Origin of the sequence: Pseudobacteroides sp. (genome assembly GCF_036567765.1) — a bacterium.
Classification (GTDB): domain Bacteria; phylum Bacillota; class Clostridia; order Acetivibrionales; family DSM-2933; genus Pseudobacteroides.
This window is the reverse complement of record NZ_DATCTU010000034.1, coordinates 19628-42100: the sequence shown is the minus strand read 5'-3', so window position 1 is coordinate 42100 and position 22473 is coordinate 19628. Positions and strand designations below refer to the sequence as shown.

Here is a 22473-nt window from a genome sequence, read left to right as displayed (position 1 = left end):
ATTCAAATTTCTTTTGCTATTTTCAGTGTCTATGCTATAATATAGGTACTTATGAGGCAAATATTAGAGCTTAAGTCAAAAATATTTGAAAATATATATAATTCATAAATATAACGACTCGGAGGTATAGTATGAAGTTTACAAAAATGCATGGTATTGGTAATGATTATATTTATGTCAACTGTTTGGATCAGGCTATCGATAATCCATCGGAAGTTTCGAAAAAGCTGAGCGACAGGCACTTCGGTATTGGTTCCGACGGTCTGGTTTTGATATTACCTTCCCAGAAAGCAGATTTTACTATGAGAATGTTTAATTCGGACGGTTCAGAGTCCGAAATGTGCGGTAATGCCATAAGGTGTGTTGGGAAATTTGTGTATGATAACAAATTGACTGATAAAACTACTATATCAATCGAAACACTTGCCGGCATAAAAATCCTCCATATGCAGGTAACAGATAATAAAGTATCCCTTGTAAAGGTTGACATGGGCGAGCCCATATTATCACCTGAAAAAATACCCGTTAAAATCAGCAATGATATGGTTATATCCCAACCGGTACACATAGGCTCCGATACATATAATATAACATGTGTATCAATGGGAAATCCTCATGCGGTAACATATGTAGATGATGTTGCAAACTTCCCCTTGGAGACAGTGGGACCTAAAATGGAAACACTTGATATATTCCCAAAAAAGGTTAATGCAGAATTTGTTCAGGTTATTGACAGAAACACACTAAAAATGCGTGTTTGGGAAAGGGGTGCCGGTGAAACCCTGGCTTGCGGAACAGGTGCTTGTGCTGTTCTTGTTGCTTCCTGCCTTAATGGATTGTGCGAGAGAAAGGCTGTTATACAGCTACTTGGCGGCGATTTGATCATTGAATGGAATGAAGATGATAATCATGTTTATATGACAGGTCCTGCCACTAAAGTATTTGACGGTGAAGTAGAAATATAATATTTTTTAATAATTAATAATCAATTATATTACAATTGAAATGATCGGAAGGAGATAGTTATGGCTTTAGTAAACGAAAATTATTTAAAACTACCTGGAAGTTACTTATTTGCAGAAATAGGCAGAAGAGTAGCCAAATTTAAAAATGATAATCCCGACGCGGATGTTATCCGCTTAGGAATAGGGGATGTTACAAGAGCACTACCCCCTGCAATAATAGATAGTCTTCATAAGTCTGTTGATGAAATGGCAGATGAAAAAACGTTTAAGGGTTATGGCCCTGAGCAGGGTTATGATTTTCTCATACAAAAGGTAATTGAGTACGATTATACTCCTAGGGGCATCAAATTGGATAACGACGAGGTATTTATAAGCGACGGCTCAAAGTGTGACACCGGTAATATCCAGGAAATATTCGGATTAGATAATATAATCGCCGTTACAGATCCCGTTTATCCTGTTTACGTTGATAGCAATGTTATGGCTGGAAGAGCAGGCATACTTGGACCAGACGGAAAATACGACAGGATCACCTATATACCTTGTACATCAGAAAACAAATTCATACCTGAGCTGCCTAAGAACAAAGTAGATATTATATATTTATGCTTCCCCAACAACCCAACAGGTATGACAATTCCAAAGAGCGAATTGAAGAAATGGGTTGATTATGCAAAAGCAAATAAGGCTATAATTCTCTACGACGGTGCTTATGAAGCTTATATTCAGGAGTCTGACATACCTCACAGCATTTACGAGATTGATGGTGCAAAGGAAGTAGCTATCGAATTTCGCAGCTTTTCAAAAAATGCAGGTTTTACTGGCACAAGATGTGCTTATACAGTGGTACCAAAAGAAGTTTTGGCATACACCAAGGACGGCGAAGCAATACAACTAAACAAACTATGGAACAGAAGGCAGACTACAAAGTTTAACGGTGTCCCCTATATTATCCAAAAAGGAGCCGCAGCAGTTTATACTCCGGAAGGTCAGAAGCAAATCAAGGCTTTAATCGATTATTACATGACCAATGCAGCAATAATAAGAGAAGGCATCAAGTCAGTAGGCTTGGAAGTGTTTGGCGGTGTCAACGCACCATATATATGGCTTAAGACTCCAAACGGTATGGATTCATGGTCTTTCTTTGATAAACTCCTCACTGAAGCAAATATCGTAGGAACCCCAGGAGTTGGTTTTGGTCCTAGCGGTCAGGGATATTTCAGGCTTACAGCCTTCGGCAGCAAGGAAAACACTGAAAAAGCAATTGAAAGGTTTAAGTCAAGACTTAAAATATAAGACCTGTGAATTTAATAAACTCCTAACATATAAGTGACTTGAAGCTTGATTCAAGTCACTTATATGTATTATGATATATTAAAAGTTTATTGGCGTTAGTTATTTATAACTGTCATTATCCAAAGGTTATGCCGATATAATTTATAGATTAAATATGACTATTCACTTAATCAAAACAACACACATTATGGAGGTAATGTAATGGATCCATTTTCACACGCTGTCATCGGTACTGCATTATCAAAAGCAGCGGGTTACGGTATTAATTTTTCTACTCCTGAAAACATCGGACTGGTAGTTGGCTCCATTTTTCCCGATATAGACATTGTATTAAAGAAATGGGGAAATTATGTCTACTTGAAAAACCACAGAGCAGCCACCCATTCAATAATAGGACTCCTAATATCATCCATTATTATTTCTATTGCTCTGAAACTACTGTATCCAGGCTCAAACTTTTTTGGTGTTTTCCTATGTACAATGGCAGGATGCCTGTCCCACACCATTTCAGATATACTCAACTCCTATGGTGCAAAATTTCTATGGCCTTTTTATAAAAGAAAGATGGCCTTGAACCTTATAGTAATAATTGACCCCTTGGTAATACTTTTCCTTCTCGGGTATATTTTCGGTAACAGCAGAACAGGTATAATATCAATACTGGTATTAGGATTGTATGTACTCCTGAGATTGATATATAAATTATTGATAAAAACAGAATTGAAAAAAGCTTATACGTCTATGAAAATTTCGGCGATCATACCTTCAATGCTTGCCATATTCAGATGGCATTTCGTGCTGGAGGATGATAAGTTTATACTTGTAGGTGAAAAGAATATATTAAATGGAAAAATAAACATTATAGAAAAATTCCCTAAACTTCATTATAATAAAATAAAGAGTGCCCTAAATTCCACATTAGGCAAGTTTTTTATGGATTTTACGCCTGTTTTTCATGTATCGGCCGAATCGGATGGAGATATAAAACGTTATACGTTTACTGATTTGAGATATTATTTCAGAAATAACTTCTACCATCATGGGGTACTTGAAATAGATAAGGGAAATTCAATAGTTAAATCATCATTTAAGCCCTATACAATGAACAAAGAGCACAATATACCGGAGCTGCCTCAGCCTTGACACGAACAAAAAATGGTATATTGCATAATTATAATAACAAGTGAAATAAAAAGGTGATGTTTTTATGTCTGATAAAGTAATATCAAAAGAAGATATTAAAAACTTAATAAAAGAACCCAACATGTATCGAGTTATCCTTTTGAATGATGACTATACTACAATGGAGTTTGTTATAAATGTCTTAATGGTTGTCTTCCATAAAAGTATTACGGAAGCTACATTGATAATGCTTGATGTCCACAAAAAGGGTAAAGGCATTGTCGGATTATATACCTATGATATTGCATTGACCAAGATAAATCAGGTTGAAAGAATGGCGGCAGAATCGGGTTATCCGCTAAAATCTATAATGGAAAGAGAGTAGTTAGGATTTATAGTATCCAGATAATAGGAGGTTAAAATGAACCTGGACAACATAGCCGATAAAATTATTTATGCGGCATATAATGAAGCAAAATTTAGAAACCACGAGTATTTTACTCCTGAGCATATACTTTATTCTTCACTTTTTTTTGATGAGGGAAAGGATATTATCCAAAACTGCGGGGGAAATATCGATGGAATAAAAAGCGACCTTGACAAGTTTTTTAAAGACAACATGGATATGATCGATAATGCTGAACCTATTGCCTCTGATGGTGTTAACTCTGTTATCAATAATGCAGCGTTCCACATGGTATCCTCCGGCAAGGATCTTATTAAAATAGGCGATATTTATGCCTCTATTTTAGATCTGGAAGAGTCCTTTTCACGTTATATTCTCGAAAAAAACGGAGTTACCAGACTGAATGTGCTAAGGTATATATCACATGGTGAATCAGATGCAGATGAAGAATACGAGGATGAGGAAATACTTGATGAGTCTGATGAGGAAACGGAATATTCAGAAGTGAGCGAAACGCCCATAAAACAAAAATTTCTTGAAAAGTACGCTGTCAATCTGATAGAAAAAGCCCGGAACGGTGACATTGATCCTCTTATTGGCAGAAAAGACATCATCCAGAGGACCGTTCAGGTGCTGTCAAGAAGGATAAAAAACAACCCTGTTCATGTTGGTGACCCTGGTGTAGGTAAAACAGCCATTACAGAAGGTCTTGCCAGTATGATAAATAATGGAGATGTTCCAAAAGTTCTTACGGGCAGCAATATCTACTCTATTGATATGGGCTCACTGCTTGCAGGTACTAAATACAGGGGAGACTTTGAAGAAAGATTAAAAAAGGTTTTGAAGGAAATAGAAGAACAAGGCAACGCCATAGTCTACATTGACGAAATTCATAATGTTGTCGGAGCAGGATCTGTTTCAGGCTCAATGGATGCCTCAAACATATTAAAGCCCTTTCTTACTTCTGGGAAAATGAGGTTTATTGGCTCCACAACCTATGAGGAATATAAAAAGTATTTTGATAAGGACAGGGCTTTATCAAGAAGGTTTCAAAAAATTGAGATTCCTGAACCTTCCATTGAAGAAACAAAGCTTATCCTAAATGGATTAAAAGAAAAATATGAGGGTTATCACAGGGTCAGATATACCGATGAAGCTATAACCCTTGCCGCAGAGCTGTCTGCAAAATATATGAATGACAGGCACCTTCCTGACAAGGCAATTGATCTTATTGACGAATCGGGGGCTTATGCAAGGCTAAACGGTGATGAGGCCGAAGAAATATTAATTACAGGCAAGGATATTGAGAGAACACTTTCTCAGATCGCCAAAATACCTGAGCAAAACATTTCAGGTAATGAAATATCCAAGCTTAAGGACTTGGAATCAAACCTTAAATCAAATATATACGGTCAGGATCATGCAATAGAAACCATTGTAAGGGCAATAAAAATGTCCAGAGCAGGCTTTCTTGAGGGTGAAAAACCTGTAGCCTCCCTTCTTTTTGTTGGTCCTACCGGTGTAGGTAAAACAGAGATATCCAGGCAGCTTGCTAACTCCATGGGTATACCTCTTATCCGGTTCGACATGAGTGAGTACCAGGAAAAGCATACTGTGGCAAGGCTGATTGGTGCACCTCCTGGGTATGTAGGCTATGAAGAAGGCGGCCTTTTGACCGACTCCATAAGAAAAACACCTTACTGTGTGCTGCTTCTTGATGAGATAGAAAAAGCACATCCTGACATTTATAACGTACTCCTACAAATCATGGATTACGCTACCTTAACCGACAACACCGGAAAGAAAGCCGATTTTAGAAATGTTATTATAATAATGACTTCAAATGCAGGAGCAAGGGAAGTTGGCAAGGCATTGATCGGATTTGACAAAAAGCAGGTTGATAAAAGCTCCATTACCAAAGAGGTTGAACGCACTTTCTTACCTGAATTCAGAAACAGGCTTGATGAAGTAGTTGTGTTTAACCATATCAATGAAGAAATGGCTGCCTTAATTGCAAGAAAGGCAATACGTGATTTTGAAGCAAAACTGGAATCTAAAAAAATAACCCTTAGTGTAACCGAAGAATGCTATAAATGGCTTTCCAATAAAGGCCTTTCATCCATTTACGGTGCAAGGGAAATACTAAGGGTGGTTCAGGAAAAGGTGAAAACTTTGCTGGTTGACGAAGTGCTTTTTGGAAAGCTCAGTAGTGGCGGAACCGCCATAATAGATGTAAAAAATGATGAAGTATTTATCACGTTCAGTGAAACCTAAGGAGATCTTAAATGCCAGTTTACCGACTAACAAATAAACTAGTATTCCCACACCCTTCATTATCAAACGAAGACGGTTTGTTGGCAGTGGGAGGAGATTTGTCATGTGAAAGGCTTTGCCTTGCGTACGAAAACGGCATATTCCCATGGTATTCGGAAAAGCCTGTATTGTGGTGGTCTCCCGATCCACGTTTTGTACTTTTCCCTAAGGATTTGAGGATATCTAAGTCCATGAGAAAGTTCCTTAAAAAGGAGTATTATAAGATCACCTTCGATACATGTTTTAGAGATGTCATTACAAATTGCGGCTATACACGCAAGGACGATACCTGGATCGACAATGATATGATAGAAAGCTACTGTAAGCTTCACAAGCTCGGTATCGCTCATTCTGTTGAAACATGGTATGGTGATAAGCTTGTAGGAGGACTATACGGGTTATCGATGGGAAGCTGCTTTTTCGGTGAGTCTATGTTCTCAGTTATGGATAATGCATCTAAAGCAGCCTTTATAAAGCTGATTGAAAAGAATGATTTTTCTTTAATTGATTGTCAGGTATACTCAGAGCACTTGGAATCCCTTGGTGCAGTTAATATAACGAGAGCTGAGTTTTTGGAACTGCTTGACCAGGGACTTAAAGCCCCTATCAGAACAGGCAGTTGGAGCTACCTAAGCGAATCTTGATCTATAAAGGCCGATGCAGAATGTTGATAAGCATATTTTGCATCAGCCTTTTATTATGTCTTGTAAATTATGGATTTTGTTATATCTATTCTAAAATCGTTCCATCGGAATCCACAGTTATATTTGACATACTGCCTGTAACACTTTGATCTGTTTCTTCCATATCAATGCCGGAATCGGATTTTTTAGAAGTGTCGTCTTTCTTAATATTATCTTTATCTGAGTTATTCTTACTTGTATTGTCTTTGTCCTTGTTGTCTTTATATTCATTGTCTTTGCTTACAGTTTCATTATCTGCAGTATTGCCTTTCTCAGGCTCTGTTTTGCTCAAGCCGCTTGCATTTTCTGTGGCCCCCGGACTGGGCAAAGCAACCTCATTGCTTATAATTGACAAATTTCTAGGGAAGGCAGCATCAAATTTAAAGTTACCTTTGTATGTCTCGCATACTTTTCCATTTATTAAGAACTTTACCTCTTGAATGGCTTTTATGTCTGTAAGTGAATTAACTATAGAGTAAATAGTAATTCTTTCTGCATCCTTACCGCCGGGATGCTTATCAACAAAATCCTTTGAAAAATTCACCGTAGCTACACCGTCTTTTATAGGTACACTGTTTTTCACCAATTTTGTACCTTCCGGTATAGTAGCCTTTAGCCCTTTCTTGGTGGGTCCTTTAATAAGCTCGTTAACCACAATACCAGCCAGATTATTCACACTTTTTTTTGCTTCACTAACAGGAATATATCTTACTTCCAGTTTAAGCTTGGAACCGTCCTCGTTGGCAAAATACAGATGAATAGGCACTTTATCCGAAAGCAATCGTGCCTCTTCTTCTCCCATAACGATGCTACTTGCAGGCTGCAGCTCCTCAGACTCATTTTCTCCAATTCCAAACTTCTGTAGAATACCACACCCGGTAAACATTGATACTAATAATAAACAGCATATGATGATACTAAACGTTTTTCGCACTGTCCGGCACCTCACAAATTATTCTTTATAGAATATTTCTATGCCGTCCATTCTTGTGATATTCATTGAATAAAATATTTATAATGTATCATTAAACATATTAGTAGGAGCTTTTATCTTCTTTATGTTTTCCTGTCAATATCTGCTCTGTAGAACTTGTGCCAAGCCTCTTGCAGCCTAATTCAATAAACCTGACGGCTTGATCCAATGTCTTTATTCCACCTGAAGCTTTAATTTTCATATTGGATGATACTGAGTTTTTTATAAGAACGATGTCATCGGGATCTGCACCACTGCCGTTAAAACCAGTAGATGTTTTTACAAAATCAGCCCCGGCTTCTTCTGAAAGCCTGCTGGAAATTCTCTTTCTTTCATCATCCAGTAAGGCTGTTTCAATAATTACCTTCAGAGCTGCGTTTTTCGAATGTGCAGCCTTTGCTACTGCCTCTATATCATTTTTCACATAGGTATAATCTCCAGACAGGAGCTTGCCTATATTTATAACCATATCAAGCTCAGAAGCCCCATTTTCTATGGCTTCACAGGCTTCTGCCACCTTGCATGCCGTCGTAGTGCCACCATGTGGAAAACCAATAACAGTACTGACCATTACATCGGAGTCTTTCAGAATGCTGTAAGCAAGCTTTACATGGCAAGGCTTCACACAAACAGAAGCTATATCAAGCCTCAATGCAATTTGGCATTCCCTCTCAACGTCCAAATCTGCTGCATCAGGCTTCAAAACTGCATGATCAATCATCTTGGCTATTATATTTTTATCCAAAATCAAACCTCCCAATAAACACCAAACATTATATCAATATAACTAATCACATATATTTCCAGCGGGGTTAAATAGAACATTAATAATATCAACTATTTCTTTATCAACAACTTTATAACAAATTTCAAGACCGTTTCTTTTACCTTCAATTATACCAGCCGTTCTCAATTTAGCTATGTGCTGTGAAACAGTGGATTGCGGTAAACCGAGGCATTCCTGAATCTTGGTAACGTTGCAGTCATTTCCGATCAATCCCTTTACTATGCATAACCTCTGTGGATGAGAAATTACTTTTAACTTTTCAGCTTTTTCTTCATACTTTTTTACATCTTCCACAACTCTAACCTCCGTTTAGAAATTATATTCCAACGGATAGTATTATACCATATCGTTTGTCATCAGCATATATTAAAAGTGATAAATCTATTACATTTGGCTGTCGCATATCCCGCTGTATCCAAACTGTTTAAAACGCATTCTTCATATTCCTTACATATTCAATAACCTTTCTTCCAGCTAAAGCACCTTGTCCTACCGCAGTAGCTATTTGTTTAAAGCCGCCTATGCAATCACCTGCTGCAAACATGCCTTCGATATTGGTCTGCATATCTGAATTTACAAGAATTGAGCTATCCTGAGTAAGTACTCCCAGCTTTCTTGCAAAGTCTGTACTTGAAGCACTCTCGTATGCAACAAATAACCCATCAATATTCTCTCTTGAACCGTCTTCAAATACAATTCTCTGCAAAAAGTCTTTACCCTCAAGCCTTGCAACGGGCTTTTTATTTATATTAAACTTTTTCGATTCATCAATAAATCCTTGTGAAAATTCAGGCTCAAAGCCATTTGTGTATATTGTTATGTCTTTGGTAAATGCCAGAAGCTCCACAGCTTCATGTACTGCATAATCTTTAAATCCCAGCACACCAACCTTCAGATCGTTATAGAAGAAACCATCGCAGGTTGAACAGTAACTGACCCCGTTTCCTTCAAGCTCCTTTAGGTTCTGAATGTTTATTCTTTTTTGCTTTTGCCCTGTTGCCATTAAAACCGCTTTAGAATAAAACTTCCCTTTAGCGGTGGTAATTTCAAATTTGTCGCTTTTTTTAATTTCAATCACTTCATCATGTATAATTTCTCCCCCAAGCCTGACAGCCTGGTTTTCTCCCTGCTTCAATAAATAATATCCGCTTATAGGCTCAGAAAAACCATAATAATTCTCAATTTTATCTGTCTTGTAAAGGGCACTGTCATTCATGCCTATAATAAGAGTCTTAAGATTGGCTCTTATAGTATACAAGGAAGCCGATATGCCTGCCGGACCCTTTCCGATTATTATTACATCAAACATGTCCTATCCTCCAGAACAAAATCACGAAGTGATTTTGTCATCCTTAATTGTTGTCGTGAGAAATTGCGGTGCAGCATGCACCATAATTTCCTAGACATTGAAAAGCTATAGTTATTTTACCACCTTCTATGAAAAACATCAAAGTAATATAATTAATAAAGTGTAACATTTTTTAACCTTCATAATATTATGTAAATATATAGACTAAAGTCACTATAAAGGAGTGATTCTAAATGACTGCAAACAAAATAAAAGATTCAAATACCGAGCTGTTGTTTTTTATAATCATCTTTTTACTGCTCTTTTACGATGACAGTTTCTTAAGAACTTATTCAAAAGGAAGCTCCTTGAAGTCAGCTGAAAAAGATAGTACAGTATTGTTCTTTATACTGGTATTCCTGTTACTGTTTTATTGATGGTATTACAAAAACTTCATATGAGAATTGTTTTCGTCATTCACTAATATAATAAAATTGTAACATTAATGAATCTTTTTTCATTTATTACAAGTATAGTTATATGAAAGGGCTGATGATTATGAATAATCCATTCAATAAAAAATTAAGCGAGTTATTAAGCAAGATGGACGATAAGGTTTTGCAAGCAAAACTCAATTCTGCTATGGATATGCTCCAGAATGGAAATGCGGAGGAGTTGGCAAAAAGGCTTAATAAAGTTGATAAGGAAGAGCTGCTTGGTAAGATAAATGAAATTGACGACTCCAAACTCAAATCCCTTAACCTTGATAAAGCTGAACTGACAAAAAGGCTTAATGATCAAGATCTCTCCAAATTATCGGCAATAATTGGAGACCGGGGAGATGAAATTATAAGTAAAATTAAGGAATTAATAAACAAATCCTGAATATACTTATACAAAAGCTCTTTAGGAGGAACATTGAATGAACGACGACCTTAACAAGAAAATCAAGCAAATTACAGATATATTAGGCCAAGAGAATATTCCTGACAACGTAAAGGGGCTTCTTTCTCTTTTGGCAGGATCGGGATCGGATAATTCAAATGAAAGAGAAGCCCCTAAAGAACTACCTGCTGAGCCGGTACGCAGTGAAAGCAGAAACACCGAAATGGAAGAAAACCTAGAAATGTTGAGCAGAGCCAAAAAAATATTTGACAGGCTAAATACCAGAGATGACCCAAGAATTAACCTCCTCTACTCAATGAAGCCTTTTCTCAATAACAGCAGGCAAAAAAAGCTCGGAACTTGTATTAAGCTCCTTCAAATGTATAGTTTGTCAAAGCTTATGGATGATTCTGAGAAAAGCTTGATATAGGGGGAGGAAAACAGAAAATGATTTATAGAAAAAAGCCCCCAACCAATATAAGATTTACATATCCCGGATTTAAACAAAATAGTACTTCTAACTCAAAAGTTTATGAAGAAAATTTACCGATAGAGCTAAAAAACATCCCTCTTCCCAATCTGGACTCGGAAAGTCCTTGTCAAAACCCCGGCAGAAAAGGGCATTTTGGCATAAATCCACTGCATTTTTTACATAATAATATCGGTATTGAAGAAATATTGCTGTTAGGGACCATATTTTTATTGGTAGAAGAATCCATAGAGGATGAGATACTCCTCATAATCCTGGTATATTTATTATTGGCAGGATTTGAGAGAAATTAGACGGATCGCACTAATTTCATACATTTAGGTGCGATCAAACTTATACCTTTTGTGTAAGCTTGATCGCACCTAAATGTATGAAATTAGTGCGGTCTATTCATAATCCACATCTTCCGGAACATAACTTTCTGCAATTTTATAAACAGAGAATATATATGTTATAAAAAGTGAAAAGAAGACTGTGTTGAAAACCCAGTTTGCCATAAAGCCTGCAAATTTTTTCAAATCCAATATGGAGCCTGCCTCTGCAGAGTTCACGTTGATCTTTGCAAGGATAAAATGGCAAGCCATAAAAACTGCAAAAAACATTACATATCTAAAAGATATCTTCCAGAAAAGCTTATCTGCATTTTCCTTCCCCGTAAAAAACCATCTTTTACTGCTATTGATTGATGCCGGAAACCAGAAGCTTATATATGTACTAAAAAACATAAATATGAGAAAAATTATACCTAACGTAACTACATCAACAAAAGCTGCCACCATTGTCAGTTCCTGCCTTCCTGACAGCCAGGATTTAGTTATTATAACTGCAGGTACAGTTGCAACCAGAGTGACAATAAGGATGATAATGCTTATCAACACTGCTCTTAGAGAAACAAATGTTATTCTCAAAAAATAACGTCTTATACCTTGGAAAAATTCGCCTTTTTGCTTTTCTTTTTTGCTTACAGCATTATTTACCACATAGAAATACCCACTAAAAATAAGCCCGATAATGAATGATCCTACCAATAAGAGCAGAATAAAGCCGATCAGTGCTTTTATTGCTGTTTGGGGATTCAGCATAATATTTAAAAGTATCTGAATGGAATAAATAATCATTTCGAGAAAGTCGCCCTTACCTAACCTGTTAAAACCCATTAAAATAGCTGTTATAGGATTTCTTGAATCTATAATGCTGTATATTAAAGCAATAAGCCCAAAATATACCAATATAAAAGGCCGTCTTACTATGGATTGCACAGCCTTCCCAATAACCTTCATTAAACATACCTTCTTTCGTTAATAGCCCCATTTGAAAAACAACTCAATAATTATATCATACCGATAAATTACAGTAAAGCCTATCATTATAAGGTTTTACTGTTGCTTAATTCTTTCCAGCAAATACTCTCTGTCATACTTACTTCCTTTAAAGGAAATATCTTTACTTTCGCTTTCGGTATCCATCAGGTCCCTGCCGTCAGACTTTATATCAAAAGAAATACCCGAATTGACAAGAACAGTTGGGGATATATCCAGAAAAGATGCAACTTCATTAGCACCCTTATATTTTCTATTATCGGGTGTTATGATTATTAATGGTACGAATTCAAAATAATTGCCGTCTTCTGAAAAAGAGGCCTGCTTATAAATATCTGCTTCAATATTTGGGGTATGGTCCCCGTATATCATGATATAAGTATTATCATCTCTTATTTCATCAATAAATTGTTTAATACATTCATCCACATATGACATTGAATTAAAATAATTCTTGACCCGTTTTGCACTAATATCGTCGTAAGTGCTTTTGTTGTAGTAGTTATTAACATTTGTAAATGGTGTATGGCTGCTCATTGTTATTATATAGGCAAAATACGGTTCTTCCAAATCCTTAATGGTCTTCATTGCAAAATTGAATACATCCTTGTCAGGTGCTCCCCACCCTTTATGCTTTAGACCCATTTTATCAATATCATACAACTCGTTAAATCCCATCTTGGGAAAGGCAGTGTCCCTGTTAAAGAATACATCTGAGTTGCCGTGAAATGCTACATTTGTATATAAATTATCAGAAAGCCTTCTAAGCATTGAGTTCATATAGCTATAATTCGACAGCTTTATAGACGGAAAACCTTCCAAGGGCTCAATGCTGTTTATTATTGAAAACTCAGTGTCTGAAGTACCTCCTCCCTTATGATAGCTCATCATATAAGGATAATAAATGTTTTTATCGGACAGCGACTTTAGATAAGGCATAACAAATTGATTCTTATACTTTTTGTTAATGATATTTGAATCCATGGCTTCTACTTGTATCATTATAAAATTGGGATTGTCTCTTGAATTACCGTCACGGCTCATTTCACTACCATATTTAAAACTGCTTATCAGTTCATTTTCGTTGCCTTTTAGCAGTACGCTGGCTACATTGTTAAAAAGAGTACCATACCATTGTACTATGGGTGACTCCCCCCTGTATCTGTCTTCCAAAATAGTAGTGATAAAGTTATTGTTAGAGTAATAGGCCGTTTGGACAGAAACAACAACAGCTATTGATGCAAAAACAGCTGCCACCCTGTATAGAATAAATTTTTTTCTTAGTTCATATACTTTTAAATAGTTATAGGCAATAAATAAGAAAACGGGTAAATCAATAAAAGCAATAAGCATTTTTAAATTCAAAGGTGCCGATGAGTTTTTAGCAGCCTTGAATCCCTCTGAGAAAAGCATAATAAACTGCACTATATTAAGATAGCTTTGATAAAAGAAAAAATACGATAGATTGATTAAAATATAAGCAATCTGGATTAGATAGGCAAATATAAAAATGCTCTTCGACCTAATACTTAGAATAACCGTATATAAAAAAAAGACCATAACTAAAGACATTATGAATTTGTATTTAAAGGCATCCATAGTTTGATTAGGTACAATATAGTAATTAAACAGTGCAACCTTTAGTGTATTTAGAAGAAGGAATAAAACCAGCAGGGATACTAATATAAATACTGCCCTGCTCTTAAAGATATGTAATACTGCCTTTTGATCATTAATAAATTTTTCTAACAACTTTTCACCCTCTTTTAAACAAGTGATTTTGAAATCTAAATTGTTGCCACGAAATACCTAGACATAAACAAAGTACCCCATATAAAGGAGTACTTTAATCATAACCCAATTAAGCAGGGTTTTGCTAGTGAATTTTTTCCCATAAGGCAATATTCATCAAATATCCTTCATGCTTAGGGATATCCTCTTTCTCTGTACTTCTACAGATAAAACTTTGACCTTTACAATATCCCCAACCGCAACAACTTCCATAGGACTCTTTACATATCTGTCGCATAGTTCCGATATGTGGACAAGACCATCCTGATGCACTCCTATATCCACAAAAGCACCAAAGTCTGCAACATTCCTTACTGTCCCTGTAAGTATCATTCCCGGCTTCAAATCCTCAATATCCAAAACATCGGTCAGCAAAACCGGCTTTGGAAGCTCGTCTCTCGGGTCACGACCAGGTTTTAGGAGTTCATCAATTATATCTCTAAGCGTAGGCACACCCACACCTATTTCTTCCGCAATGCTTGAAATTCCTCTTTTATTTACTGCCTCTTTTAGCCCCTTAATGTTGCCGCCAGCAACATCCTCTAAAGTAAAGCCGGTAAGCTTCAAGAGCTTTAATGCAGCCTCGTAGGATTCGGGATGCACCGCTGTATTGTCCAATATGTTTTTACCCCTTAGGATTCGTAAAAAACCTGCACATTGTTCAAAGGCTTTGTCCCCCAGCTTTTTAACCTTCTTTATCTCCTGCCTTGAAGTAAACTTCCCATTCTGCTCCCTGTATTCAACAATATTTTTTGCCACAGTACCATTGATACCCGATACATAGGAGAGGAGTGATGGCGATGCAGTATTAAGGTCAACTCCTACGCTGTTAACGGCATCTTCAACCACACCTCCTAAAGACTCCCCAAGCCTTTTCTGGTTCATATCATGCTGATATTGCCCTACCCCTATTGATTTGGGGTCAATTTTAACAAGCTCCGCAAGGGGATCCTGAAGCCTTCTGGCAATTGAAGCAGCACTTCTTAATGCCACGTCAAAATCCGGGAATTCTTCCGCACCGAGCTTTGATGCTGAATAAACGGAGGCTCCCGCCTCGCTGACCACCATATAATATATTTTTTTGTCAAGTTCCTTTAAAAGCTCAGCTATAAATATCTCCGATTCTTTTGATGCAGTTCCGTTACCTATGGAAATTATGTCTACATTATGGACTTCTATAAGATGCTTTAGCACCTTCTTCGCTTCTTCAGTTTTGTTTTGAGGCGGCGTTGGATATACAACAGTTGTAGCTAAGACCTTTCCTGTGTCATCAACTACGCAGATTTTACAGCCTGTTCTATAGGCCGGATCAAGCCCTAAAACAACCTTTCCTTTAACAGGGGGCTGAAGCAGCAAATTTTTAAGATTAGCGGCAAAAACCTTCATGGCTGCCTCTTCAGCACGATCGGTAAGTTCATTCCTAACCTCTCTCTCAATAGAGGGGAATATCAGTCTGCTGTAAGAGTCTTCAGCTGCTTTTTCAACATATACAGATGTTAGGGATTTTATTTTTTTAACTGCATGTGCTTTTAGGTAATTAACAGGAAGCTCTTCAGGCACAGAAATCTTAACCTGTAAAAATTCATCCTTCTCTCCCCTGTTAACGGCTAAAACCCTATGATTTGCAATTTTAGACACGGGTTCCTTAAAATCATAATACATTTTATATACAGATTCTTCTTCTTTTTTTGACTGTGAAACAATGATACCCGACTGAAAGAAAATATCCCTTATGGCCTTTCTGAAAGCCGCATTGTCGGAAATATTTTCTGCGATAATGTCCATAGCTCCATTTAATGCGTCCTCTATCGTATTAACTTCCTTTTCAGGGTTTATAAATGGCTTTACCAACTCTTCTATAGATCCTGTCATGGCTTTTTGTTCAAAAATTATATCTGCCAAAGGCTCCAGTCCCTTTTCTTTGGCAACAGTAGCCCTTGTCCTCCTCTTTGGCCTGTAGGGCCTGTAAATATCATCAATCTCCTGAACGGTATTTGCCTTGGCTATAGCATTTGCCAGTTCATTCGTCAGTTTTCCCTGTTCGTCTATAAGCCTTTTTACCTCTTCCCTTCTTGCCTCAAGGTTCCTTAAGTAAACAAGCCTTTCATGGAGCTCCCTCAATACTTGATCATTGAGCTCGCCTGTAACTTCCTTTCTGTACCTTGCTATAAATGGTATTGTATTACCTTGATCAATCAGATTAACGGTATTTTGAACCTGGAACAGCTTTAAGTTAAACTCTTTCGTAAGTTGTCCTATGATATCGGCCATAAGTTCCTCCATTGTATAAAATCTAGCATTTCAATTGACACCATAAATTACACCAACGTCAATATATAACCAATTTATATTGGTAAATACTTTTAATATAATATTATATATTTTTTAAAATATTAATCAATATTAAAAGTGATAAATCAATTAATGATTAACTTAAAATGTATATCATTACCCAAAGTAATTTTCTGTACATTTAAAAAATCAGTTTAATTTTTATATAAATAATGTTATTATAATTTAAACAAACAAATTAAGGGAAATGTACTTTTATTGTATATAATGATATTAATTGGTCTTAATATATAAATATTATAAATGAAGGGTTGTGAACTAATTGGGTATTCTGGTAACAGGCGGAGCAGGATATATAGGAAGTCACACTGTGGCAGAATTATTAGATCAAAAAGAAGATGTTATTATACTGGATAACCTTGAAAGAGGTCATAAGGAAGCAATACTAGGTGGTAAGCTTATAGTGGGAGACCTTCGTGACAAGGAATTTATAAAAAGTGTTTTTAAAGAAAATAATATTGAAGCGGTAATACATTTTGCAGCCTATATAGAGGTTGGAGAAAGCACGGTAGATCCTCTTAAGTTTTACAACAACAACGTTGTGTCCACATTAAATCTTCTCAATGCCATGAATGAAGCCGGTGTTAAAAAAATTGTATTCTCATCCACTGCAGCGACATATGGAGAACCTGAAAATATTCCAATACTGGAAACAGATAAGACATTGCCTACAAATCCATATGGTGAAACTAAACTCACTGTGGAAAAAGCATTAAAATGGGCAGACAGCTGCCTAGGCATAAAACATGTCATTTTAAGGTATTTTAATGCTTCAGGAGCTCATATTAACGGCCGGATAGGTGAGGATCACAACCCTGAAACACATCTGATACCTCTTATATTACAGGTTGCCCTTGGTAAAAGAGACGACATAAAGATGTTCGGTATTGACTACCCTACACCTGACGGAACATGCATAAGAGATTATATTCATGTCAGTGACCTTGCCAATGCTCATGTGCTTGCTCTTAACAAACTCAGAAACGATAATACGAGTGAAATATACAATCTTGGTAATGGTAAAGGCTTTTCAGTAAAGGAAGTAATTGAAATTGCCCGTAAAGTAACAGGTCATCCGATAAAAGCCACTATTGCACCAAAGCGTACGGGAGATCCTGCCATACTTGTAGCTTCATCAAATAAAATAATTGAAGAATTAAAATGGTCTCCACGCTACAACAAGCTTGAAACAATAATTGAAACAGCCTGGAACTGGCATAAAAACCACCCTAAAGGCTATAATATATAAATCGTAAAATTTGCAAAAAATTTATTAACTTGAGAAAGGTAGTGACATCATTGAGATTGGACGGTAGAAGTGACGGACAGCTTCGTCCTGTTAAAATAACCAGAAATTATATTAAGCATGCAGAGGGATCGGTATTGATTGAAGTGGGAAATACAAAGGTGATTTGCACAGCTTCGGTGGACGATAAAGTCCCTCCGTTTAAAAAGAATTCAGGTGAAGGTTGGCTAACTGCAGAATACTCAATGCTGCCTAGAGCCACTCAGACTAGAAATTCCAGAGATATAAGCAAGCTCAAACTAAACGGAAGAACCCAGGAAATTCAGAGACTAATTGGCAGAGCTTTAAGATCGGTAATAAACTTTAATATTTTAGGAGAAAGAGTAATAACATTGGATTGTGACGTTATACAGGCTGATGGCGGTACAAGAACTGCTTCCATTACCGGTGCGTTTGTAGCTACAGTTGAGGCATGCAAATATATGATAGACAATGGGTTAATCAATAAAACACCAATTATGGATTATGTGGCTGCAACAAGTGTAGGTATTGTGTACGGCCATGAGATGCTTGATTTGTGCTATGAGGAAGATTCAAGGGCAATAGTGGATATGAATGTTATTATGACGGGTTCAGGAAAGTTCATAGAGGTTCAGGCAACGGGTGAACAGGCTGCATTCAGCAGGAACGAGCTTGACAGGCTATTAAAGTTATCCGAGTCAGGAATATCAAAGCTCATAGAACTTCAAAAGAATGTTTTAGGTCCCTTAACCAACTATATCGGGGGAGTTACAAAGGATGAAAAAGTTCATAGCAGCAACCAAGAATAAGGGAAAAATCCGAGAAATATCAGAAATATTAGCAAATTTTCCCTACCAGGTTTTATCAATGGAATCAGTAGGTATAAACATCGATATTGAGGAAACAGGTTCAACCTTTGAGGAAAATGCATTAATTAAAGCAAGAGAAATCTGCGGTATTACAGGTGAAATCGTCATGGCAGACGATTCCGGCCTTGAGGTAGATTATCTTAACGGTGCACCGGGCATTTATTCTGCAAGATTTGCAGGAGAAAATGCTTCTGATGAAGAAAAAAACACTAAACTGTTAAATCTTTTAAATGATGTCCCTTTTGAAAACCGCACAGCACGGTTTATATGCGTGATTGCCGTTGTATTTCCCGGGGGAGACAGCTTTACAGTAAAAGGAACCTGTGAGGGTTATATTGCATTTGAACCTAAAGGGATTAACGGGTTTGGTTATGATCCGATATTTTATGTTCCTCAATACCAGATGACAACAGCACAGATGAAATCAGAGCTGAAACATGAAATAAGCCATCGCGGTAAAGCATTAAGGCTAATGGTGGATGAACTGCAATCAAGATTTAAATAATTAATTGTTCAGGAGGCAGTTAATCTTGCATAGAATTATTCAAAATTCCAAAATGCTATTGCTTATCGACAAATACAAGCTAGATATATTTTTTATTTTTCTTCTATTATATATAGTAATTAAACCTATTTTTTGGAATGGAAAAATACTGCTCCTTAGTTTATCATTGCCTTTTAGCATACTAATATTGTTAAGCAAATATTGGAAACTTTGCAAAAGATTCAAGTTATTGAAATACATTTTGGCCTATATGGCTTTCGCCGTTTATGTTATAAATATATCTGTTCATGAGTTTGATGTTTACTACTTCAGAGGCGTCATTACCGACTCTTCAGCCTTATGTCTAATTTATTCAATACTTTTTACAGATATGGTATCGGTAATATTTCTAAGTCTTGTTCTTTATTTTCAAATAGACTATCTGAAGGATTTCCGTCCTTTAGATCAGGTTGGAGGAATCAGACAGGGAATTCTATTTAGTTCCATATCAATCACTGTAATATCAAGGCTCTTTCGTCATCTTATTTCAGAAAGGGATAAGTTCCGCCTACTCAGTATCAGAGATTCCCTCACACCTACCGCCACTATGTCCCATACCCTTGAAACAGGTCAAAAGTGGCTGTACGAGGGATGCAGTGTCACATTGCTAATTATCGATACCGACCGCTTCAAGCAGATAAACAATACATACGGATACTCTGCTGGAAACAATGTGCTAATACAGGTGGCACAAGTCTTGAAAGATGAAACAAGTGAGTTTACCAGCATAATAGGAAGAATGGGTGGAAATGAGTTTATTGTGCTTGTCAAAGACTCTAATATGCACCCGGGCCTTCTTAGCCGCAGATTATACAATACTTTGAAAAACAAGCTATTCATTCTTGATCCTGAGATTGATCCCATAAAGCTTTCTTTCGCAATTGGAGAGGCACATTCACACGGTGACAAAAATACCAGTATTGAAAGACTTTTAAATAACGCAGACAAGAATATGTTCATAAATAAGTTTAAGAATATAAGGGGAAGCATATATACAAAGCAAGAGCCCCCGATTCTGACCGATGCAGGCTATGATTTTTTAAATGTTCTTGCAGAGAAGGATATGTATACCTTCGTACATTCAGGTTATACTGCATACTATGCCTCATTGCTTGCTATAGAGCTGAACCTTCCTTCCCAATTTGTGGACGATATATATACAGCGGGATGGCTCCACGACATAGGAAAAACCATTATATCAAGTGATATTATAAGAAAGTCCGGCAAGCTAACAGACAAGGAATACTTGGTAATGAAAAACCATGTTGATTATGGCATAAGCATTCTTAAACATTTGGACTTGTCCGAAACTATTATTAACGGAGTAAAACATCATCATGAACAATGGAATGGATCCGGTTATCCGAGAAATCTGTCAGGGGATGGCATTTCCCTTGAGGGTCGTATTGTTCAGATTGCCGATTCATTTTCTGCTATGATAGTTAAGAGAGTATACCGAGATACATTAACACACGAGGAGGCTTTAGCCGAGTTAATATCGAAAAGCGGTACGCAATTTGATCCCAACCTTGTATCACTGTTTGTAAAAAGACTGGAAGCCCTAGAGGCCTCTTGATCAAACTCTGGAGAAATAATCATTCTCCTTTTCATAAAGCGGCTTCAATTCTCCTTTGAAATACTCCCCAATTTTTACAATCTCCCCCATGACCGTTTCGATACCGATATCAGTCTGAAACCAATTTTGTCTGTTTATTTTTTTCCAGTCCTCAACCGTTGAAACAAAAAACTCTATACCTGCAGGAAATCTGGTCTGGTATGTCAAAAGAGCCCTCCTTGAATGATAAGCCTTACAAACCATTATGCACCTTAATGGATTCAATCCCTTCTGCCGGATTATGTTCCATGAAAGCACCGCATTCTCGAAGGTGTTCCTGGCCCTGTCCTCCATAATAATATCTTCAGGCTGTACTCCCTCAGAAACTGCAATATTTTTTAAAAACTCACTCTCCGAAGTATATTCCGGCAATAAAGGATTTGCTCCGCCTGATATTAGAATAACAGGTGCCATGCATGAAGCATAAAGCTTTGCAGCTCTTACTGCAAGCTCCATACAGTCACTTCCGGGAACCAGAATAATGTCTGAAGGGTAAATCTTTGATTCGGCAAATATAAAATCACTAATACACTGGAATGAAAAATTATTTGTCCCCATATACTTTTCCTAAAAAATCATACACCCTATTCATATACTCTTTTGTATCTTTTTCGTAGCTTCCAACATGCCTTGCCCCATCAACCCTCCAGAAGGTTATGTTCTCAGTGTTTTTTCCTGAATACGCATTATAGAGCTCTTCGCTGTTCCTTATTGGAATGGAATTGTCATCCTCGCCATGAATCAGCATCACAGGCCTAGGTGCTATGCTCTTTATATCTTCTTTAGGCGATAACTTTTTTGGATCCACATTCGCCATTAATTTTACAGTCAGGAGAATTGTTTCGTTAAAAGGAAACTTGGGTAGGTTACTCCATACGCTCAAATTATCCTTAAGGTATGTATCCAGATCATCAAACGGTGAGTCTGCAATTACAGCCTCAACATCAGGGCTTTGTGCTGCCGTATGAATGGACGTTGAAGCCCCCATGGAAAACCCCATAAGCACTATATGCTTATTTCCAAGGGATTTTGCATACTTGATGGCACCTAGCAAGTCATCCGTTTCATAAATGCCAATAGTTGTCTTATCCCCGCCCGAGATACCGGAATTTCTGAAGTCAAAGGTTAACACGTTGAAGCCTTTGGATTGCAATCCGCTAATCATTTCCAAAGTTCTTTCTTCAAACTGAAGCCTGTTGTTTTTATAGCCATGTGCCATAATAATTGTTTTGTCGCTGCCCTTAGCTTTAAAATACCAACCCTTAAGGGGTATTGCTTTTGAAATATCTTTAAATTGGATATCATCATATTCAATTACTATATTGGATGAGAATTTAGGAAGACTTCTCTTTTCGGGATGTATCAAAGACCACCCCACGTATGCTGAAATACCGAAGATTGCCGTAACAGCCAGCAGAATCAATATGATTAATGTTAACATTATAGTCCTTCCAAGCTTTGCATTCCTCTTGTTGGCATAAGTAATACCGCTTATATTCATAATTCGC

General features: G+C 36.9%; 23 protein-coding genes. 14 read left to right on the top strand and 9 right to left on the bottom strand.

What is annotated here, in order from left to right:
• Positions 1–131: 131 nt before the first annotated feature.
• From dapF to aat, 6 genes are all read left to right on the top strand, one after another.
• Positions 132–965: a diaminopimelate epimerase gene (dapF, locus tag VIO64_RS06410; protein ID WP_331916331.1), complete on the top strand. Its 834-nt coding sequence runs from the start codon at positions 132–134 to the stop codon at positions 963–965.
• A 60-nt stretch (positions 966–1025) separates the two neighbouring features.
• Positions 1026–2261 carry an LL-diaminopimelate aminotransferase gene (locus VIO64_RS06405; protein ID WP_331916329.1) on the top strand — a complete coding sequence of 412 codons (1236 nt, stop codon included), beginning with the start codon at positions 1026–1028 and terminating at the stop codon, positions 2259–2261.
• 201 nt (positions 2262–2462) lie between these two features.
• On the top strand, positions 2463–3404 hold the full coding sequence (locus VIO64_RS06400) for a metal-dependent hydrolase (RefSeq protein ID WP_331916327.1): 942 nt from the start codon (positions 2463–2465) through the stop codon (positions 3402–3404).
• 64 nt (positions 3405–3468) lie between these two features.
• The gene (locus VIO64_RS06395) at positions 3469–3768 is read left to right on the top strand and encodes an ATP-dependent Clp protease adaptor ClpS (RefSeq protein WP_331916325.1); all 300 of its coding nucleotides are present in this window, start codon (positions 3469–3471) and stop codon (positions 3766–3768) included.
• Positions 3769–3804: 36 nt separating this feature from the next.
• Complete coding sequence (gene clpA, locus VIO64_RS06390; protein ID WP_331916323.1) at positions 3805–6063, top strand: ATP-dependent Clp protease ATP-binding subunit ClpA; 2259 nt, start codon at positions 3805–3807, stop codon at positions 6061–6063.
• A gap of 11 nt (positions 6064–6074) precedes the next feature.
• Positions 6075–6746, top strand: coding sequence for a leucyl/phenylalanyl-tRNA--protein transferase (gene aat, locus VIO64_RS06385; protein ID WP_331916321.1), 672 nt, complete (start codon positions 6075–6077; stop codon positions 6744–6746).
• 85 nt (positions 6747–6831) lie between these two features.
• Here aat and VIO64_RS06380 read toward each other — a convergent pair whose 3' ends face one another.
• The 4 genes from VIO64_RS06380 to VIO64_RS06365 all read right to left on the bottom strand — a co-directional run bounded on the left by VIO64_RS06380 (position 6832) and on the right by VIO64_RS06365 (position 9854).
• Positions 6832–7719 carry a GerMN domain-containing protein gene (locus tag VIO64_RS06380; RefSeq protein WP_331916319.1) on the bottom strand — a complete coding sequence of 296 codons (888 nt, stop codon included), beginning with the start codon at positions 7717–7719 and terminating at the stop codon, positions 6832–6834.
• A 100-nt stretch (positions 7720–7819) separates the two neighbouring features.
• On the bottom strand, positions 7820–8503 hold the full coding sequence (gene deoC, locus VIO64_RS06375; protein ID WP_331916317.1) for a deoxyribose-phosphate aldolase: 684 nt from the start codon (positions 8501–8503) through the stop codon (positions 7820–7822).
• 42 nt (positions 8504–8545) lie between these two features.
• Entirely contained in the window at positions 8546–8839 is a 294-nt protein-coding gene (locus VIO64_RS06370) for a metalloregulator ArsR/SmtB family transcription factor (RefSeq protein WP_331916315.1), read from the bottom strand.
• Positions 8840–8969: 130 nt separating this feature from the next.
• Positions 8970–9854, bottom strand: coding sequence for an NAD(P)/FAD-dependent oxidoreductase (locus VIO64_RS06365; RefSeq protein WP_331916313.1), 885 nt, complete (start codon positions 9852–9854; stop codon positions 8970–8972).
• A gap of 233 nt (positions 9855–10087) precedes the next feature.
• On the opposite strand from VIO64_RS06365, the gene VIO64_RS06360 reads away from it, so the two are divergent.
• The 4 genes from VIO64_RS06360 (at position 10088) to VIO64_RS06345 (ending at position 11501) form a co-directional block, all read left to right on the top strand.
• Positions 10088–10270: a hypothetical protein gene (locus tag VIO64_RS06360; protein WP_331916311.1), complete on the top strand. Its 183-nt coding sequence runs from the start codon at positions 10088–10090 to the stop codon at positions 10268–10270.
• Positions 10271–10391: 121 nt separating this feature from the next.
• Positions 10392–10718 carry a membrane trafficking protein gene (locus tag VIO64_RS06355; protein WP_331916309.1) on the top strand — a complete coding sequence of 109 codons (327 nt, stop codon included), beginning with the start codon at positions 10392–10394 and terminating at the stop codon, positions 10716–10718.
• Positions 10719–10755: 37 nt separating this feature from the next.
• The gene (locus VIO64_RS06350; RefSeq protein ID WP_331916307.1) at positions 10756–11148 is read left to right on the top strand and encodes a hypothetical protein; all 393 of its coding nucleotides are present in this window, start codon (positions 10756–10758) and stop codon (positions 11146–11148) included.
• A 17-nt stretch (positions 11149–11165) separates the two neighbouring features.
• On the top strand, positions 11166–11501 hold the full coding sequence (locus tag VIO64_RS06345) for a hypothetical protein (RefSeq protein WP_331916305.1): 336 nt from the start codon (positions 11166–11168) through the stop codon (positions 11499–11501).
• Positions 11502–11594: 93 nt separating this feature from the next.
• Here VIO64_RS06345 and VIO64_RS06340 read toward each other — a convergent pair whose 3' ends face one another.
• The 3 genes from VIO64_RS06340 to VIO64_RS06330 form a co-directional block, all read right to left on the bottom strand.
• Entirely contained in the window at positions 11595–12488 is an 894-nt protein-coding gene (locus VIO64_RS06340) for a hypothetical protein (RefSeq protein ID WP_331916303.1), read from the bottom strand.
• Between the two features lie 96 nt (positions 12489–12584).
• Complete coding sequence (locus tag VIO64_RS06335) at positions 12585–13940, bottom strand: LTA synthase family protein (protein ID WP_331916301.1); 1356 nt, start codon at positions 13938–13940, stop codon at positions 12585–12587.
• Positions 13941–14435: 495 nt separating this feature from the next.
• Positions 14436–16589: a Tex family protein gene (locus tag VIO64_RS06330; protein ID WP_331916299.1), complete on the bottom strand. Its 2154-nt coding sequence runs from the start codon at positions 16587–16589 to the stop codon at positions 14436–14438.
• A gap of 343 nt (positions 16590–16932) precedes the next feature.
• Between VIO64_RS06330 and galE the strand changes: the two genes are divergently transcribed.
• The 4 genes from galE (at position 16933) to VIO64_RS06310 (ending at position 20926) form a co-directional block, all read left to right on the top strand.
• Complete coding sequence (galE, locus tag VIO64_RS06325) at positions 16933–17919, top strand: UDP-glucose 4-epimerase GalE (protein ID WP_331916297.1); 987 nt, start codon at positions 16933–16935, stop codon at positions 17917–17919.
• 50 nt (positions 17920–17969) lie between these two features.
• Positions 17970–18746 (top strand): ribonuclease PH, encoded by a 777-nt coding sequence (rph, locus tag VIO64_RS06320; RefSeq protein ID WP_331916343.1) that lies wholly within the window; start codon positions 17970–17972, stop codon positions 18744–18746.
• On the top strand, positions 18715–19311 hold the full coding sequence (locus VIO64_RS06315) for an XTP/dITP diphosphatase (RefSeq protein ID WP_331916295.1): 597 nt from the start codon (positions 18715–18717) through the stop codon (positions 19309–19311). Before rph ends, VIO64_RS06315 begins: the two co-directional genes overlap by 32 nt.
• Before the next feature lie 229 nt (positions 19312–19540).
• Positions 19541–20926 (top strand): bifunctional diguanylate cyclase/phosphohydrolase, encoded by a 1386-nt coding sequence (locus VIO64_RS06310; protein ID WP_331916292.1) that lies wholly within the window; start codon positions 19541–19543, stop codon positions 20924–20926.
• Here the strand turns inward: VIO64_RS06310 and VIO64_RS06305 are convergent, their stop codons facing one another.
• Positions 20927–21523, bottom strand: a complete 597-nt coding sequence (locus VIO64_RS06305) for a YdcF family protein (protein ID WP_331916290.1) — start codon at positions 21521–21523, stop codon at positions 20927–20929.
• A complete protein-coding gene (locus VIO64_RS06300; protein ID WP_331916288.1) occupies positions 21510–22466 on the bottom strand; it encodes an alpha/beta hydrolase in 957 nt (318 codons plus the stop codon). Before VIO64_RS06300 ends, VIO64_RS06305 begins: the two co-directional genes overlap by 14 nt.
• Between the last annotated feature and the right edge of the window lie 7 nt (positions 22467–22473).